Raw genomic sequence first — 16,053 nt, 5'->3', positions numbered from 1 at the left:
TTATGAAAAAAAATAATATAAAAGCTACAATTTTAGCACTTTTTATGATTGCACTCGTGGGGTGTAGTGACGACTATTTTGATGTGAACACTCCAGCCAACACAGCGACATTGGAGCAGCTGGGAATGAAAGATTTAATGGCACCCGTGATACATAGTACTATGGAAGGGCAGCGTTCGGCGGAATTGGCTTTTGGGAATTACACCCAATACTTTGTTATACAAGGCGGTGGTGCAGCGGGACAAACTTCTGCAAGTGGTCTTTGGAATCAAGTTTACCTTTATATTTTACCCAATATTAAAGTAATTAAGGCAAAAGCAATTGAAAACCGAGCACCCCACATTGGTGCCATCTCTGATATTTTAATAGCAATTAATCTTGGTATTGCTACAGATACATGGGATGATATCCCATATTCTGATGCTACTGAAGGTCCAGATAATAATTTTCCAACTTTTGATAACCAAGAGGAAATCTATAATAGGGTTTTTGACCTTTTGGACGGCGCGATTGCAGCGTTGAGTGCTCCAGACAATTCTGGATTCAATTTAGGGACCTCTGATTTGATTTACGGAGGAGATTCCGATAAATGGTTACGTGCCGCATATACTATCAAAGCACGTTATCAATTACATTTAGTAAATAAAGGGGTAACTACTCCAAATGAGGTTTTAACAAGTATAGTCAATGGTTTTACATCCAATGAGGATAATTTTGAAATGTCGTATAGCAGCCAGAATATTAATCCTTGGTATTCTTCTCAAATAGTGGAAAGAAGGTCGGGGAACCCTCATAATGATATAGCAAGCCAGATAGTAAGTTCAATGAATGGAGATTACTATCCTTTTAATAGTAAATATTCTGATACTATTATAACAAATAACGTGACACCTTTTGATCCTATGAACAATGATTCAACTTTTGTGTTTACCATCGACCCAAGATTACCGCTTTTCGCTGATACCGATCTTGATTTTGAGAATGAAATTGGAGGAGATGAATGGAAAGGATTTGTTAGTGGTAAATCTAACGAAGCTCCTGATGGTTCTGAGGCAAATACTTTTTTTGTTGAGAATGGATATTATACTAGTGTAGAATCTCCACTTTTACTAATTAGTTATGCTGAAGCCCTGTTCATTAGAGCAGAAGCAGCCTTTTTGGCTAATGGCGGAACCACAACAAGTGTTGGGTCCAGTGCAACTGCTTATACGGCTTACCTTGACGGTATTCAAGCTAGCATGGACATGTACGGGGTTGATGGATCTGATTACTTGGAAGAAGCATCCATTGATGTAGGAGCAGGTGCTTTAATGCTACACCATATTATGAAAGAAAAATATATCCATAATTTCTTAAACCCTGAAACATTTGTGGATTTTAGAAGATATGATTTTTCAGATGATGTATTTACAGGCTTAACCATACGTGCTGAGGAAGAAGGTGAAGATAATGACTTTTTTGGTCAATGGTTTAGACGTGCTAATTATCCTTCTACTGAATTAAACAGAAATGAAGCCAATGTATTGGCCAATCAAGAAACACCGGTTACACCTGTTTGGTGGGATCAATAAAATGGATGCAGCAGCGGTTAAAATAAAGTATTAATAAAATTAGGAATTGAAAGGGTGGCAATTTAAAATTGTTACCCTTTTTTATAAACGTATTTGATTTAAAGGAAGTGTTTTTGTCTGTGGTAGTTATGACATTCAGGACTTTTATCAGAATCATACCATTTTAAAACAAATTTAAAAGATTGCAAAGTCTAATAATATCATCTTCTGTGTGTGCAGCACTAATAACAATCCTACTCATAATTGGCGAATCTTCATCAGGATACTGAAAGCTGGTCACGATAATATGGTGCCTTTCTAAATATTCAGTTAAATTTTCATTTAAAAAACTATAAGTAGGGTGCCCATCCATAAACCTAAATTTTTTAGGTGCTATTACATGATTGATGAAAAATTGCATGTTGCTTTCCAAAAGGTTTCGCTTTGCATTATAAATTTTTTCAGCCCTTAGTATTGTTGCTAAATTAGCAGGAGAAGCAGGGCTAGAACTTCCAAAAAAAGCAGTGTTACCTAGTTGGGATATTCGCTTTTTTAAACCAAAAATAGCACCAGCCTGAACACCAAAACCTTTTCCTAAAGAAGAAGAAACAATTAGCTCTTTTGGGTTTAGCATTTTAATTTTTCGATAAACACCACCACCATTTTCTCCAACAATACCAATGCCATGAGAATCATCTACAACTAAAATTATTTGTGATAAGGACAATGTTTTTAGACCTTCAAATTCAGGGTAATTAATTCCAGAAAAATCAACAGCATCTAAAAACACAACTGGAATATTATTTTTATTAGTTGCTAAATGATTTTCAAGGGCTTTATTTAACGCGCTATACGTTTTAAAAGCCTTCTTATCCTTAATACCTGATGCATAAAGTGCCGAATGCGTATTAGGAGCATAAAACAATGCTAGTCCACTAGTGCTTAATACTTGAGCAACAAGCTGTCCCGCCAAATAGCCTGACGACATCGTAATACAGGCTTCACTACCAACTAACTTTGATAAATATTGCTCAACTTCATGAAAAATGGACATCCGAATATTGGATTTTCTCGATGCGCCGTAATTGGTACCAAATTTTTTAATGTTTTCAACAAATAACCCTTGAAATTCAATGTCGGTTTGAAGTCCTAAATATGAGGTGCCGCCAAAATAAAGGTAGTTTTTTCCTTTAATTCTAATTTCTCGAGAAGGAAAAGAATCTATATAACTTATCATGCTTTTAAGGTTACACCGCTACCTCCTATGGATGGAAAAATCACTTTGGCATCATGTTGAATAATCACACCATCAGCAATGTCTTCTTTTAATAAAAGCGCACCATCCATATCCACATAATCCAGTTGAGGCAATAATTGGGCAATGGCAGATATGCCAACGGTAGATTCGGTCATGCATCCTACCATAACTTTAAGGTTCATAGCTTTAGCTTTTTTAATCATACGTAATGCCGGTGTTAGTCCACCACATTTGGTGAGTTTTATGTTTATACCGCTGTAGAATTTCGCGCATTGTTCAACATCGCTTTCAACGATACAGCTTTCGTCTGCAATTACTGGCAAAACAATATTTTGCATTACTTTTTTCATGCCTTCCCAATCATCTGCCCTTAAGGGTTGCTCTAAAAACTCAACGCCTAATTCTTTTAATAATGGCGCATTTTTTATGGTTTCTTCTGCGGTCCAAGCGCAATTGGCATCTATTCTAAATACGGCATTGCTGTGTTTCCTTAGTTCTCTAATAATGTTAACGTCATTATGGGTACCCAATTTTATTTTATAAATGGGCCATGGGGTTTCTTTTATTTTATCAACCATTTTATCAATGCTTGCGAGACCTATGGTGTAATTTGTAATTGGGAATGTATCTATAGTTGTTCCCCAAATTTTATAAAGTGGTTTTTCTTGCAGTTTTCCATATAAATCGTGAGCCGCTAAATCTAAAGCACAAATAGCAAAATTTGTTAAGTTTTTTTCAACCAAAAAGACATGAAATATTTCGGGTGTTGTAAAGTTGAAATTTTTAATTTCTGTTCCAATAGCATTAATTTCTGCCATCATGCTTTCAACGGTGATCTTATAATATGGATTGGAAGTCGCTTCACCGTAACCGGTTTTTCTATTTATGGAAAGCCCAACGATTAGGCTGTCCTGAATATCATGTGACTCCCTAGAAATGGTAAACGTATGTTTAAGTTTTAGCTTGTAAGCCCTTAATAGTATCTCCATATGTGGTTTTTTAAATCTTTAATAAAGTTAATAATTATATCTTTGAAAAAAACGTAAACCTACAAAATATGCCTTTAGTAACACCATTATCTGCGGACCACGATGCTGAAACAAAAGAACTTGCAGCATTTTTTAACGAAACGCTTGGGTTTTGTCCAAACTCGGTACTTACCATGCAACGCCGACCTGCCATTAGTAAGGCCTTTATAAATTTGAATAAAGCAGTTATGGCCAATGATGGACGTGTGACCTCGGCTTTAAAGCGCATGATTGCTTGGGTATCCAGTAACGCAACGGGATGTCGGTATTGTCAAGCCCATGCCATTCGCGCGGCAGAACGCTATGGCGCAGAACAGGAACAATTGGATAATATTTGGGAATATAGAACACATCCAGCTTTTAATGAAGCCGAACGTACGGCATTGGATTTTAGTTTACAAGCCTCTCAAGTCCCCAATGGGGTTGATGAGATTATAAAAAAACGTTTATACGAACACTGGAATGAAGGCGAAATTGTAGAAATGTTAGGTGTGATTTCGTTATTTGGATATTTAAACCGTTGGAATGATAGTATGGGAACTTCCGTTGAAGAAGGCGCTATTGAGAGTGGTGAACAATACCTTGGTAAACATGGTTGGGAGAAGGGGAAGCATGCATAAAAAAAGTATTAAAGCAATAAAGGGCTGTTCGTTATATAACGAACAGCCCTTTATTGCTTAGTGTGCTTATTATATTTAGTGTTTTACTATTTTCATTATTTTAATTTGAGCTAATTCATCTTCTGCTTTTACAAAATATATTCCTCTAGTTAAAAAAGCCACATTTACCTCACCTTTATTATCATTGAATTCTTTTGTTAAAACAGTCTTTCCCAAACTATTATAAACATAAATTTTAATTTTCGTAGCAAAGTCATCTAATCTAAAATTAAGTACATCATTAACTGGGTTTGGGTATATAGAAAATTTAAGCTCACTATTTAGTTCATCAACCGCTTTTTTATTTTTCGAAACCATTTTTGCAGCTACACTTGAGCAACTTACAGTATTACTAGTTGGGTCATACGGCAAAAGGGCATATGAAACATTATCCACACATAAATTTACGGTAACGCCACCTTTAGCACTAGCTTGCGTTTGCAATACCACGATACCATTTGTGTCTGTAGTTCCCGTGGCCTGTTCGTTAAAGCTCCCACTGAATGTTCCTGTTACGGTAGCACTCGAAATATTGTTACCAAGGTCGTCAACTATATGTACAGTTGCAGTTCCATAGTTTGCTCCCTTACCTGCGCTTAAAGTACCTGTGACTATACTATTAACATGTACGCTTGTTGGATCTCCTAATGTTTGCCCTGTAATTCCGATAGTTTGCGATGTTGTGCCTAAACTTTCATTATCTGTTGCGACAGCTGTTAATGAAGAAGTGCCTGATGGAACGACATAAGCCATTGAATATGGTTGAGAAAAATCAACACCTATTGAACTCCCGTTTACGAAAAATTCAACCTGACTTATAGATCCGTCTGAATCGGCTGCATCAGCCGTTACGGTAATGCTTGTTCCTTCATCAAAACTGGATCCATCAGTAGGGCTTGTAATACTAACTGTTGGTGCTACATTTGAAACCGTACCCGTACCAGCATCATAACTGTCAAAATTGTCATAATAATAAGTATCACTGGTTAAACTGTTAGGGTTGAATAACAAAACCATGGTTTGAACATCAGTATCAGCTGCAGTTCCATCAGGTCTATTTAATAAGGTAAAAAATAAACGTTGCCAATTATTATTTTCTGCAATTGTCGCTATATATCGACTATGCCTTCCCGTTGGGTAATTACTCGATGTGGCATCAGCAGTTTCTAGTTGTAAAATTATATCGGTACCAATAGGTGCGGTCGTATAAACATCTAGAGCAAATTTCTTATCCTTATTTACGTATTGAGAGGCATCAGTAATGTTGGTTACATCATACACAACCAAGTCATATTGTTCACCTCCGTTTCTGTCATATTTTCCAGAGAGGGCGCTATTATTTATAGTATTGGCTGCTGGATTTGCTACTTCGGTAAGGGTGCCTGTTGTTAAAGCTAAGCTTGCGGTAGGTGTTTCATCAAAATTCTCAAATGAGAGTGCTCTGTTAAAAGGGGGTTCAACCTCTACAAAAAGATTTAGCGCTTGGGTTTGACATCCATCATCGAAAGAAGCCGAGACCGTTCCTGAAGTATTTCCGAAATCAACGGAAATCGTGTTACTACCTTGTCCGCTAACAATAGTTGCTCCTACTGGTACCGACCAGCTTACACTTACATTATTGGCTAAATTTCCAATAGCATAGGTCTCACCTTTGGATTGGTTTAAAACTACCGTGTTTCCACTGATATATGATTTGAATCCATCATAAACGCGTACATAATCAACTTCCATAGTGGCGGGCAACATGCTGTCATTTACAGCACCACCTAAATTGCCCCCAACAGCAACATTTAATAGGAAATGAAAATCCTGATCAAAAGGCCAGTTAAATGGCGAGACGTCTTCAGTTCTTTTTGTTGAGTATAGAATACCATCCATAAACCATCTGATCTCGCCTGGTTCCCACTCAATAGCAAATTCATGAAATGCCTCTGGGAACGTACCATTAGTAAGTGAATAGGTATTTCCTTGGGATTGATTGTTTGGATACGGATCGCCATAATGCATATAGCCTAAAATGGTATTTTGATCGGAGGCCACAAACTCCATAATATCAATTTCACCACTTTGCGGCCACCCGCCATAAGGCTCGTTGGTTGATAGCATCCAGAAAGCGGGCCATAGACCATCGCCTGCCGGAAGCTTAATAGAAGCTTCAAAGCGCCCATAGGTAAAGTCTCCTTTTGCTTTCGAATTGATTCTCCCAGAGGTGTATTGAGATCCCTTAATTCGCTCCTTTTGAGCCTTAATTTTTAAAGTTCCGTTGCTAACTGTAACATTGCCTTCCTGGTAAGACTGTAATTCATTATTGCCCCATCCGCAGATTCCTTCAGCACAACCATCGCCAATTTGATAGTTCCATTTTGTTTGGTCAAGTGAGGTTCCTGAAAATTCATCAGCCCAAACAATATTTGGGCATTGTGCAAAACTATACAGAGTTCCAAATGCTAATAAAATAAGATTAAAGCAATTTTTGATGCCTTTTTTTGTAAAATTCTTCATAAATTTAAAGTTTAGTTGTTAGGTTCTCAAACCTAAAATAAAAGACCATTGCGCTCTAATTAATTGCCCATACATAACCACAACATTAAAAAAAATCTTCATTATTTTTAAAATATTTGTATTGATATACCCATACAACATTTTAAATTCTTAAATAAGACTATTCACTCTATTCCTTAACTCGGGTAATACCTCAAAATCGAACTATGGCTTATAATTAGCCAAAATCTATTTCTAGGTAATGGTAAATATTCATTATAATTATGAATTGTTTCGGTTAAGATTTTTTTAGTGTCTTTTTCCAAATTATATTTTTGCGCATGCATCCTGCTTTTAATGAAGCCGAACGTACGGCATTGGATTTCAGCTTATAAGCGTCTTAAGTTCCCAATGGTGTTGATGAAGCTATTAAAAAACGTTTGTACGAGCACTGGGATAAAGGTGAAATTGTCGAAATGTTAGGCGTGATTTCCTTATTTGGATATTGAGAGCGGTGAACAATACCTTGGCAAACATGGTTGGGAAAAGGGGAAGCATTTATAGATTATTAGAGTTTTAGAACGCTTTGCTTTTAGATGATTTAGATTTTTATTCCTGCGGAATCGGAGATTCACGAATACAATATTATAACTTATAAATCAATGAGTAATGCAGGAATCTTATGATAATTATCTGCCTTTTTATTTAAAAATGAAGACGCGAATTATATTTACTTAAAACCTTACCAGAAATGGGGATGTTTTTGTTTGTAATATTTTACTTCCAACATCTTTCTTTTTTGCATATGCAAATTCGATTCAAAACCATGTCTTAAAGAAATCAAACACCTTAATATATTTTCGTTTTTCAATACTATAAGTCATGAAAAACAAGAAAAAAATTAGGTTCATCCTTAAATTACTAGAACAAGCTTTCAAAAATGTCATACCCAAAATGAAAGTACTACTTGAGGTTTTGAAAATGTTAAAAGAATATATTTGAAAAAGATTAAATTAAGCCTTTTATCCTAAAACGTAACTCAGGCAACACCTCAACCTCAAACCAAGGATTCTTAGTCAACCAAAATCTATTTCTAGGTGATGGATGTGGTAATGGTAAATATTTTGGCAAGTAATCTTTATAATTCGCTACTGTTTCGGTTAAGGTTTTCTTAGCATTTTTCCCCAAATAATATTTTTGGGCATACATCCCAATTAAAATGACCAATTCAATATTTGGCATCAAATCAAATAGTTGTTGATGCCATTGTGGTGCACATTCTGGTCGTGGTGGTAAATCGCCTGTTTTTCCTTTTCCAGGATAACAAAACCCCATAGGTATAATGGCAAATTTGGTTTCATCATAAAATTCTTCATCTGTTACGTTTAACCATTTTCGTAATTGCCTACCACTAGCATCGTCCCAAGGAATTCCTGAATCATGCACTTTTGTTCCTGGAGCTTGACCAATAATAACGATTTTGGAATTTGGGTGTGCCGACACTACAGGGCGTGGACCTAAAACCAAATAATCTTTACAAATGGTACATTGTTTTATGTCTTGGAGGAGATTTTTCACATTTATCTAATATAAGAACCCAAATAAATAAAGGGGAACAACATTAAGGCTTCCAACTTCCATATCGTCCCTAATTACAAAACTATTTTTTACACCTTGTATTTGTTTTGATGTTTTTCCTTTACCTCCAATTTCAAAAGTATAAGTTCTATCAATTAAAAAGTCTCCTTTTTCGGCAAGATGAATCTCATGTATATGTTTCATTTGATTTGCAAAAAAAGTTTCTCTCAAAGTTCCAATTTCTGCGTTTTTATTATCTAAAGCATATACTAGATTAGAATTGTTAAGGTAAAGCTTTTCTGGTTTTGTAAACGCACCAATACCTTTTGTTGGTTTATACAATTCCATGACTAAATCTGCTCTATTTAAAAGTCGTAAAGCGTTAATTAAAAAAGCACGTTGCACTCCTAATCGCTCACTTAGTTTTTTAATATTTGGAGTAAATGGAGCACTTTGGGCAATTGCCAACAATAATTTTTTAATTTTTCTACTGTCTTGATAGGTTACATTTTCTACTGCATTTAAATCAACCTCTAAAATTAATGTTATGGTTTGATTTAATTTTTGCAAATAGCTTTCTTTGTTCTCTAAATAGTATGGATATGCCCCATATTTCAAATAATCCCTAAAATACTTAATCACAGTATCTGTTTCTATTTTTACTTTTCTAGCAATCTCCTTATGATTTGCAAGAAGCTCTGAAAATCCTACTTTGGGCAGTACCACGTTTTTCTCAAAATAAAGAAATTCTCTAAATGATAATTCTTTTAGGTGATAAGTAACAACCCTTCTACTTAAATCAGATTCACCTTTGTAAATTTCTAAAATTGAAGATGATGTGAATACTGTTTTTAATTTTGGAAATTGGTCGTAAATTAACTTTAATTCCCTAGACCAATTAGGGTATTTATGAACTTCATCTAAAAACAAATGCGTTCCTCCCTGCAACACAAAGTCTTTAGCTAAAGAAATTAATGTATTTTCTAAAAAGTATAGACTATCCAATGAAACGTAAAGCGCTTCCGCTTTTTCATCTAGTTTATATTTTATACATTGTAATAACAGTGTGGTTTTGCCTGCACCTCTTGCGCCTTTTATTCCAATTAACCTATTTGACCAGTCTATTACATTTATTAAGTAGCGTTGTTCGCAGGAAATATTCTCTAAAAATTGTTCTTGTAATACAACAAAATCTTCCATTTGTGTTTTATTTTGAAACAAAAATAAGTAAAAAGTGTTTTATATAAAAACAAAAATGAAGAAATATTGTTTTTTATAAAAACGCTTTGTTTGTTTTCCACCAATCACAACAACAATATCACCTTTAAGCGCACTATTTTTTTACCATAAATGATGGACTTCTTTTTTTATATATTTCTCATAAATCACTTTCACTTTTTGTAAATCTCCCTCGGTTATCGGTTTGGTTTTATAAGTATCAATATTAGACAGTAATTGTTCTGAACTTGATGCCCCAGGTATAACACAGCTTACCTCATTAAAGGTTAAAATCCATTGTAACGCTTTATGGACTAAACTTTCATTTTCGTCAAAAACCTGTCTCAGCTCGTCTACTGCTTGTAGACCTAAATGGTAATCTATTCCTGAGAAGGTTTCACCTTTATCAAAGACTTCACCTTCTCTATTAAAAAACCGATGATCGTCTTTTTTGAAAGTGGTTGAATTACTGAATTTCCCTGTTAATAAACCACTTGCTAAGGGCACACGGGCAATTATGCCAACATGTTTCTTTTTAGCTTCCTTAAAAAACAACTCTGTTGGCCGTTGTCTAAACATATTAAATACTATTTGAACCGCACTTACGCCTTCAAACTCTATGGCCTTTAACGCTTCTTCCACTTTTTGAACGCTGACACCATAGTTTCTAATTTTTCCCTCTTTGATCAAGTCGTCGAAAAGGCCAAAAATCTCAGGGCGATAATACACTTCTGTAGGCGGACAATGTAATTGCATTAAATCAATCCTTTCTACTCCAAGATTGGACAAACTGTCTTCAACAAACTTCCGTAGTGCAGCAGTTGTATAAGCTTCATTTGTGTGCGGGTCCAAAAACCGTCCACATTTTGTAGCAATAAAGACTTCTTCAGATCTAGATCGTACAACTTTACCAACCGTTTTCTCGCTTAACCCATCACTATAAACATCGGCTGTATCAATAAAATTTATGCCATTGTCAATGGCCGTGTTTAAAATTTTTTCTGCATTTTCGAAATTAAATTCACTTCCCCATTTTCCTCCTACTTGCCAGGTTCCTAAACTTATTTCTGATATGTTTAAACCTGTTTTCCCTAATATTCTATACTCCATAATTAATGTGTTATTTTTTACCGCCTACCACTATAACAATCTCGCCTTTAGGTGGTTTATTGGTATAGTGATCTAAAACTTGTTTTGCAGTTCCTCTAACGGTTTCCTCGTATAATTTGGTAAGTTCTCTAGAAACGGAAACTAACCGATCTTCACCAAAATACTCGCAAAAATGCCCTAGGGTTTTTACGAGTTTATGTGGACTTTCATAAAAAATGATGGTTCTGGTTTCTTCAGCTAAAAGGAGTAACCGGGTTTGTCTTCCTTTTTTAACGGGCAAAAAACCTTCGAACACAAACTTATCGTTTGGCAATCCAGAATTTACTAAAGCGGGAACAAAAGCCGTAGCTCCAGGTAAACAATCTACTTCAATGTTGTTCTCAATACAAGCACGAGTTAACAAAAAACCTGGGTCTGAAATAGCAGGCGTTCCAGCATCGCTAATAAGTGCTATGGTGGCACCGCTTTTTAATTTATTTATAATCTGTGCAACCGTTTTGTGCTCATTATGCATATGGTGCGACTGCATGTGGGTTGAAATTTCAAAATGTTTTAATAGTTTCCCAGAAGTTCGGGTGTCTTCAGCTAAAATTAAATCGACGTCCTTTAAAACCTCAACAGCTCTAAACGTGATATCTTTTAAATTACCAATAGGTGTGGGTACCATATAAAGTTTGCCCATTAATCAAACTTGCTTTCTATAATTTGTAAAAAACGCTCCTCGAACTCTTCTTTGCCATCCCATTGATTGTAATCTGGTCTCACGATATCTTCTATAAATTGTTGAGCTTCTCGAAATGAACTTGACGTATTCAGTTGGGAAATGACACGATCATAATCTTCATTTTTACCATCGAATAAATGCTTTATAAAAGCAATTTTATCATTTAAACCTATATTAAAACCCCCTGTTTTTAATTTCTCATTCAACGATTTTTTATCCTTTGATGATGCCACTTTACGCACAGGCTCAAAAACGGGCATCTCCTCAAAACCTGCCGTAAGGGTATCTAAATCATGTTTTTGAGGATGTGAGCTTCTAGGAATGGCTTCTTCAAAAATAGCATCCACTTGCTGTGTTTCTTGTGGCATTTGTGCTACCATATCCTTAATTTTTTCCATGACTGGCTCCATAATGTCATCATCTTCAACCTCATCAAGATTGATGTAGATTTTATCTTCAACCTCAATAGTGTCGCTAATTTTATTATTAAAAGCATCATCTAACATCCCAAAAAATGACGAATCGCTGCCAATCGTTGGAATATCATCTTCGAACGTTTCATGTGCAAATTTTAATACCGACAGTTTTTCCAGAAGCACTACTGCCTCTGCATGCATTTTTAAAACGTCCTCCTTTCCTTTTAATTTAAGAATCCTATGCGCAATGCTAACCAGTTCTGATTCAAGCTTCTTTTTCATTATTGATAATTTTTAAAATTAATTGCTATATAGACTTTTGATTTTTAATAAATTTACGCCACCTTTATACAAACGAATAATTGGTTTGTTTAATGAACTTATTTTAACTTTAATTATTGGCTAAAAATTGCCCTTTTGCATCTATTTTTGTCTTTTTTTCATTTCGTAGCGATGCTATGCAACTCAAAAAAGCTTTTAAATGACTACAAAATGACTGATTTTCGCTTCAATCTAATAGTTAGAATGAGTTCCATGTTAAAATTACAAAATGTTTCTCGAAAATACTGTAAATCATAAAGAACAATTTGGGTGGATTGAAGTTATCTGTGGCTCCATGTTTTCTGGAAAAACAGAAGAATTAATCAGAAGGCTCAGACGTGCCCAATTTGCTCGACAAAAAGTTGAGATTTTTAAACCCGCTATGGATGTGCGTTATAATGAAGACATGGTGGTTTCTCACGATGCCAATGAAATTCGATCTACCCCCGTTCCGGCAGCTGCCAATATTCCTATTTTAGCCGATGGCTGTGATGTGGTTGGTATAGATGAAGCGCAATTTTTTGATGATGAGATTGTTCGAGTGTGTAATGATTTAGCAAACAAAGGCGTTCGTGTAATTGTGGCTGGACTTGATATGGACTTTAAAGGTAACCCGTTTGGACCTATGCCTTATTTAATGGCCACCGCAGATTATGTGACCAAGGTTCATGCGGTATGTACAAGAACAGGAAATTTAGCGCAATACAGTTACAGAAAAGCGAAAAGTGATAACCTTGTGCTTTTAGGTGAAGTCGATGAATATGAGCCCTTAAGTAGAGCAGCGTTTTACAAAGCCATGATGCGCGATAAAGTTAGGAATATGAAGGTTAACGACGCCGAAGAAATCACATCCCAATCAAAAAAAATCTAATGCCCAAAGTGCAAGAAACTGTTCTTGAAATTGATTTAAAAGCACTCAAACATAATTTTGAGTATCTCAAATCAAAACTCGCTTCTCAAACTAAATTTTTAGCGGTCGTAAAAGCCTTTGCTTATGGAAGTGACGCCGCAACCATTGCCCGTTATTTACAAGACTTAAAGGTCGATTATTTTGCGGTGGCCTATAGTAATGAAGGTATCGCATTGCGGAAAGCAGGAATCACAACACCTATTTTAGTACTCCATCCACAAGCTGTAAGTTTTAAAGCATTAATTGATTATAATTTAGAACCCAGTTTATACAGCTTTAAAATATTGCAAGAGTTTATTGATATCGCTTCCGCTGAAAATCAAAAACATTATCCTGTTCATATAAAATTTAATACGGGTTTAAACCGATTAGGTTTTAATAAAGATGATGTAAAAACCGTGTTATCTACTTTGAAAAAGAAAACCTCAGTTAAAGTTGAATCGCTATTTTCCCATCTAGCCGCTAGTGAAGATTTAGAGGAAAAGACATTCACCATAAATCAGATCAACGCGTTTAAAAGCATTGCGAATGAATTTACAGAAGCCTTAGGGTATAGACCTATGCTTCACATGACTAATACCTCTGGAATATTAAATTATCCGGAAGCGCATTTTGACATGGTTAGAAGCGGCATTGGTTTATATGGCTATGGAAATTCAGTAGAAGAAAACAAAAACTTCAAACCGGTAGCCTCATTAAAAACCATTATTTCCCAAATTCATCACATTAAAAAAGGGGAGTCCGTTGGTTATAATAGAGCTTTTAAAAGCGAGTCCATTATAAAAACGGCCACATTGCCTATTGGTCATGCTGATGGGATTGGCAGGCAATATGGCCAAGGTAAAGGTTATGTGTTCATCAAAAATCAGAAAGCGCCCATAGTGGGTAACGTTTGCATGGATATGATTATGGTTGATGTGACCACTATTGAATGCCAAGAAGGCGATGAAGTTGTTGTTTTTGGCAACACCCATTCGGCAGAAGCCTTTGCTGAAACAGCGAATACCATCTCCTATGAAATTGTAACGGCCATTTCCCAACGGGTCAAACGCATTTTTATCTAATTACGTGGTCATCAGTAGGATAATCCAGCAGCATGACACACTATTTTTTATAAAATAAGAAGCTTATCACATGTTTTGAGCTATCTTAGAGCCATACTCATACTAACTAAAAAATTATAACCATGTTTAAAGAGTTTAAAAAGTTTATTCTAACTGGTAACGTCATTGATTTGGCCGTCGCCGTAATTTTGGCAGGCGCTGTAGGCTTGGTAGTGAAAGGATTTGTAACAGATATCATGATGCCCATTATCGGTAACTTTACTGGTGGTGTGGACTTTGCCGATTTAAAATACATTCTCTCTCCAGCAACGGTAGGTACAGATGGCGCCATTATTAAACCTGAAAACGCCGTCATGTATGGAAATTGGGTTAATTCCATTATTAATTTAATAATTGTTGGCTTTGTTTTATTCATGATTATAAAGGCTTATAACAAAACTAAAAAGCCAAAAGAAGAAGCCCCAGCTGCACCAGTGGGTCCCACACAGGAAGAGCTTCTTATTGAAATAAGAGATTTGTTAAAAAAATAACAAAGTGTTAATTAAATAACTCAATGTTATTTGTTGTTATAAAGACCTCAGATTTAAAATTTGAGGTCTTTTTTTAGATTTGTTAAAAAAATTAATACTTAGTTTTGCGATGTAATTACTCTAAATAAAATTAAAATGAAAGTAGCTGTTATTGGTGCCACAGGTATGGTAGGCGAAGTAATGCTTAAAGTATTGGAAGAACGGAATTTTCCTTTAACAGAATTGATACTCGTCGCCTCTGAACGATCTGTTGGAAAAAAACTTTCCTATAAAAATAAAGAGTATACCATTATCGGTTTACAGGAAGCAGTCACTTTAAAACCACATATTGCTATCTTTTCTGCAGGCGGGGATACCTCATTAGAATGGGCCCCTAAATTTGCCGAGGTTGGTACCACGGTCATAGATAATTCATCTGCGTGGCGCATGGATCCGACCAAAAAACTAGTGGTTCCTGAGATTAATGCGCATCAATTAACAAAAGCCGATAAAATTATCGCTAACCCAAATTGTTCTACCATTCAATTGGTTATGGCTTTAGCACCACTTCATAAAAAATACAAAATGAAGCGTGTGGTAATCTCGACATATCAGTCGGTTTCTGGAACCGGTGTTAAGGCGGTAAAGCAACTGGAAAATGAAATTGCAGGGATTAAAGGAGAAATGGCTTATCCTTATCCAATAGGCAGAAACGCACTCCCACATTGTGATGTGTTTTTAGATAACGGCTATACGAAGGAAGAAATGAAACTTGCCAGAGAACCTCAAAAAATATTTGATGATAAGACCTTTTCTGTAACCGCTACAGCTGTTAGAATTCCTACAGCTGGTGGCCATTCAGAATCTGTAAATGTTGAATTTGAAAATGATTTTAATCTTTCTGATGTTCGCAAAATGCTTCATGAAACACCTGGTGTTGTCGTTCAGGATAATACGGATACCAATACTTACCCTATGCCCATTTATGCCCATGGTAAAGATGATGTATTTGTTGGGCGCATCAGACGAGACGAGACGCAACCAAATACTTTAAACATGTGGATTGTTGCAGACAACCTACGTAAAGGCGCTGCCACAAATGCCGTTCAAATAGGTGAATATTTAATTGAAAATGGTCTAGTTTAGACTTATTATTTTAAGATGGTTTTAAGACTTCTGTATAGGCATGCAGGAGTTTTTTGTTTATTTTTGAAGGTAAACCAACAC

General features: G+C 35.6%; 14 protein-coding genes and 1 pseudogene. 7 read left to right on the top strand and 8 right to left on the bottom strand.

The genetic code is table 11. The features are described from left to right. Nucleotides 1-2 precede the first annotated feature (2 nt). On the top strand, nucleotides 3-1,571 hold the full coding sequence (locus tag FAF07_RS08155; RefSeq protein ID WP_142784633.1) for a SusD/RagB family nutrient-binding outer membrane lipoprotein: 1,569 nt from the start codon (nucleotides 3-5) through the stop codon (nucleotides 1,569-1,571). Between the two features lie 163 nt (nucleotides 1,572-1,734). Here the strand turns inward: FAF07_RS08155 and FAF07_RS08150 are convergent, their stop codons facing one another. Next, nucleotides 1,735-2,787 carry an aminotransferase class I/II-fold pyridoxal phosphate-dependent enzyme gene (locus FAF07_RS08150; protein ID WP_142784632.1) on the bottom strand — a complete coding sequence of 351 codons (1,053 nt, stop codon included), beginning with the start codon at nucleotides 2,785-2,787 and terminating at the stop codon, nucleotides 1,735-1,737. Further along, a complete protein-coding gene (locus FAF07_RS08145) occupies nucleotides 2,784-3,797 on the bottom strand; it encodes a dipeptide epimerase (RefSeq protein WP_142784631.1) in 1,014 nt (337 codons plus the stop codon). Before FAF07_RS08145 ends, FAF07_RS08150 begins: the two co-directional genes overlap by 4 nt. Before the next feature lie 68 nt (nucleotides 3,798-3,865). On the opposite strand from FAF07_RS08145, the gene FAF07_RS08140 reads away from it, so the two are divergent. Next, nucleotides 3,866-4,456, top strand: a complete 591-nt coding sequence (locus FAF07_RS08140; RefSeq protein ID WP_142784630.1) for a carboxymuconolactone decarboxylase family protein — start codon at nucleotides 3,866-3,868, stop codon at nucleotides 4,454-4,456. A 75-nt stretch (nucleotides 4,457-4,531) separates the two neighbouring features. On the opposite strand, the gene FAF07_RS08135 is transcribed toward FAF07_RS08140, so the two are convergent. Next, nucleotides 4,532-6,997 carry a family 16 glycosylhydrolase gene (locus tag FAF07_RS08135; protein WP_142784629.1) on the bottom strand — a complete coding sequence of 822 codons (2,466 nt, stop codon included), beginning with the start codon at nucleotides 6,995-6,997 and terminating at the stop codon, nucleotides 4,532-4,534. 317 nt (nucleotides 6,998-7,314) lie between these two features. Here FAF07_RS08135 and FAF07_RS18865 point away from each other — a divergent pair. Next, nucleotides 7,315-7,540: pseudogene (locus FAF07_RS18865) on the top strand (carboxymuconolactone decarboxylase family protein); the annotation flags it as partial. Between the two features lie 444 nt (nucleotides 7,541-7,984). On the opposite strand, the gene FAF07_RS08125 reads toward FAF07_RS18865, so the two are convergent. The 5 genes from FAF07_RS08125 to FAF07_RS08105 all read right to left on the bottom strand — a co-directional run bounded on the left by FAF07_RS08125 (nucleotide 7,985) and on the right by FAF07_RS08105 (nucleotide 12,304). After that, nucleotides 7,985-8,554, bottom strand: coding sequence for a uracil-DNA glycosylase family protein (locus FAF07_RS08125; protein ID WP_142784628.1), 570 nt, complete (start codon nucleotides 8,552-8,554; stop codon nucleotides 7,985-7,987). 6 nt (nucleotides 8,555-8,560) lie between these two features. Further along, on the bottom strand, nucleotides 8,561-9,754 hold the full coding sequence (locus FAF07_RS08120) for an ATP-binding protein (RefSeq protein ID WP_142784627.1): 1,194 nt from the start codon (nucleotides 9,752-9,754) through the stop codon (nucleotides 8,561-8,563). A gap of 141 nt (nucleotides 9,755-9,895) precedes the next feature. After that, a complete protein-coding gene (locus FAF07_RS08115) occupies nucleotides 9,896-10,882 on the bottom strand; it encodes an aldo/keto reductase (RefSeq protein ID WP_142784626.1) in 987 nt (328 codons plus the stop codon). A 10-nt stretch (nucleotides 10,883-10,892) separates the two neighbouring features. Then, entirely contained in the window at nucleotides 10,893-11,564 is a 672-nt protein-coding gene (rsmI, locus tag FAF07_RS08110; RefSeq protein ID WP_142784625.1) for a 16S rRNA (cytidine(1402)-2'-O)-methyltransferase, read from the bottom strand. Further along, nucleotides 11,564-12,304 (bottom strand): hypothetical protein, encoded by a 741-nt coding sequence (locus FAF07_RS08105; protein ID WP_142784624.1) that lies wholly within the window; start codon nucleotides 12,302-12,304, stop codon nucleotides 11,564-11,566. The genes rsmI and FAF07_RS08105 overlap by 1 nt, the downstream gene beginning before the upstream one ends. A 268-nt stretch (nucleotides 12,305-12,572) precedes the next feature. Between FAF07_RS08105 and FAF07_RS08100 the strand changes: the two genes are divergently transcribed. The 4 genes from FAF07_RS08100 to FAF07_RS08085 all read left to right on the top strand — a co-directional run bounded on the left by FAF07_RS08100 (nucleotide 12,573) and on the right by FAF07_RS08085 (nucleotide 15,972). Further along, on the top strand, nucleotides 12,573-13,214 hold the full coding sequence (locus tag FAF07_RS08100; RefSeq protein WP_142784623.1) for a thymidine kinase: 642 nt from the start codon (nucleotides 12,573-12,575) through the stop codon (nucleotides 13,212-13,214). Further along, nucleotides 13,214-14,317 (top strand): alanine racemase, encoded by a 1,104-nt coding sequence (gene alr / locus FAF07_RS08095; protein ID WP_142784622.1) that lies wholly within the window; start codon nucleotides 13,214-13,216, stop codon nucleotides 14,315-14,317. The genes FAF07_RS08100 and alr overlap by 1 nt, the downstream gene beginning before the upstream one ends. A 122-nt stretch (nucleotides 14,318-14,439) precedes the next feature. Continuing rightward, nucleotides 14,440-14,847 (top strand): large conductance mechanosensitive channel protein MscL, encoded by a 408-nt coding sequence (gene mscL / locus FAF07_RS08090; RefSeq protein WP_142784621.1) that lies wholly within the window; start codon nucleotides 14,440-14,442, stop codon nucleotides 14,845-14,847. Nucleotides 14,848-14,982: 135 nt separating this feature from the next. Further along, nucleotides 14,983-15,972 carry an aspartate-semialdehyde dehydrogenase gene (locus FAF07_RS08085; RefSeq protein WP_142784620.1) on the top strand — a complete coding sequence of 330 codons (990 nt, stop codon included), beginning with the start codon at nucleotides 14,983-14,985 and terminating at the stop codon, nucleotides 15,970-15,972. Nucleotides 15,973-16,053 lie beyond the last annotated feature (81 nt).

Source organism: Changchengzhania lutea (assembly GCF_006974145.1).
Classification (GTDB): domain Bacteria; phylum Bacteroidota; class Bacteroidia; order Flavobacteriales; family Flavobacteriaceae; genus Changchengzhania; species Changchengzhania lutea.
The sequence above is the reverse complement of the archived record's forward strand: the minus strand, read 5'-3'. Positions and strand labels throughout refer to the sequence as shown.

Bases quoted from the DNA above. Each gene is read 5' to 3' on its own strand.
- FAF07_RS08155 (WP_142784633.1), top strand. From the start codon at position 3: ATGAAAAAAAATAATATAAAAGCTACAATTTTAGCACTTTTTATGATT.
- FAF07_RS08150 (WP_142784632.1), bottom strand. From the start codon at position 2,787: ATGATAAGTTATATAGATTCTTTTCCTTCTCGAGAAATTAGAATTAAA.
- FAF07_RS08145 (WP_142784631.1), bottom strand. From the start codon at position 3,797: ATGGAGATACTATTAAGGGCTTACAAGCTAAAACTTAAACATACGTTT.
- FAF07_RS08140 (WP_142784630.1), top strand. From the start codon at position 3,866: ATGCCTTTAGTAACACCATTATCTGCGGACCACGATGCTGAAACAAAA.
- FAF07_RS08135 (WP_142784629.1), bottom strand. From the start codon at position 6,997: ATGAAGAATTTTACAAAAAAAGGCATCAAAAATTGCTTTAATCTTATT.
- FAF07_RS08120 (WP_142784627.1), bottom strand. From the start codon at position 9,754: ATGGAAGATTTTGTTGTATTACAAGAACAATTTTTAGAGAATATTTCC.
- FAF07_RS08115 (WP_142784626.1), bottom strand. From the start codon at position 10,882: ATGGAGTATAGAATATTAGGGAAAACAGGTTTAAACATATCAGAAATA.
- rsmI (WP_142784625.1), bottom strand. From the start codon at position 11,564: ATGGGCAAACTTTATATGGTACCCACACCTATTGGTAATTTAAAAGAT.
- FAF07_RS08105 (WP_142784624.1), bottom strand. From the start codon at position 12,304: ATGAAAAAGAAGCTTGAATCAGAACTGGTTAGCATTGCGCATAGGATT.
- FAF07_RS08100 (WP_142784623.1), top strand. From the start codon at position 12,573: ATGTTTCTCGAAAATACTGTAAATCATAAAGAACAATTTGGGTGGATT.
- alr (WP_142784622.1), top strand. From the start codon at position 13,214: ATGCCCAAAGTGCAAGAAACTGTTCTTGAAATTGATTTAAAAGCACTC.
- mscL (WP_142784621.1), top strand. From the start codon at position 14,440: ATGTTTAAAGAGTTTAAAAAGTTTATTCTAACTGGTAACGTCATTGAT.
- FAF07_RS08085 (WP_142784620.1), top strand. From the start codon at position 14,983: ATGAAAGTAGCTGTTATTGGTGCCACAGGTATGGTAGGCGAAGTAATG.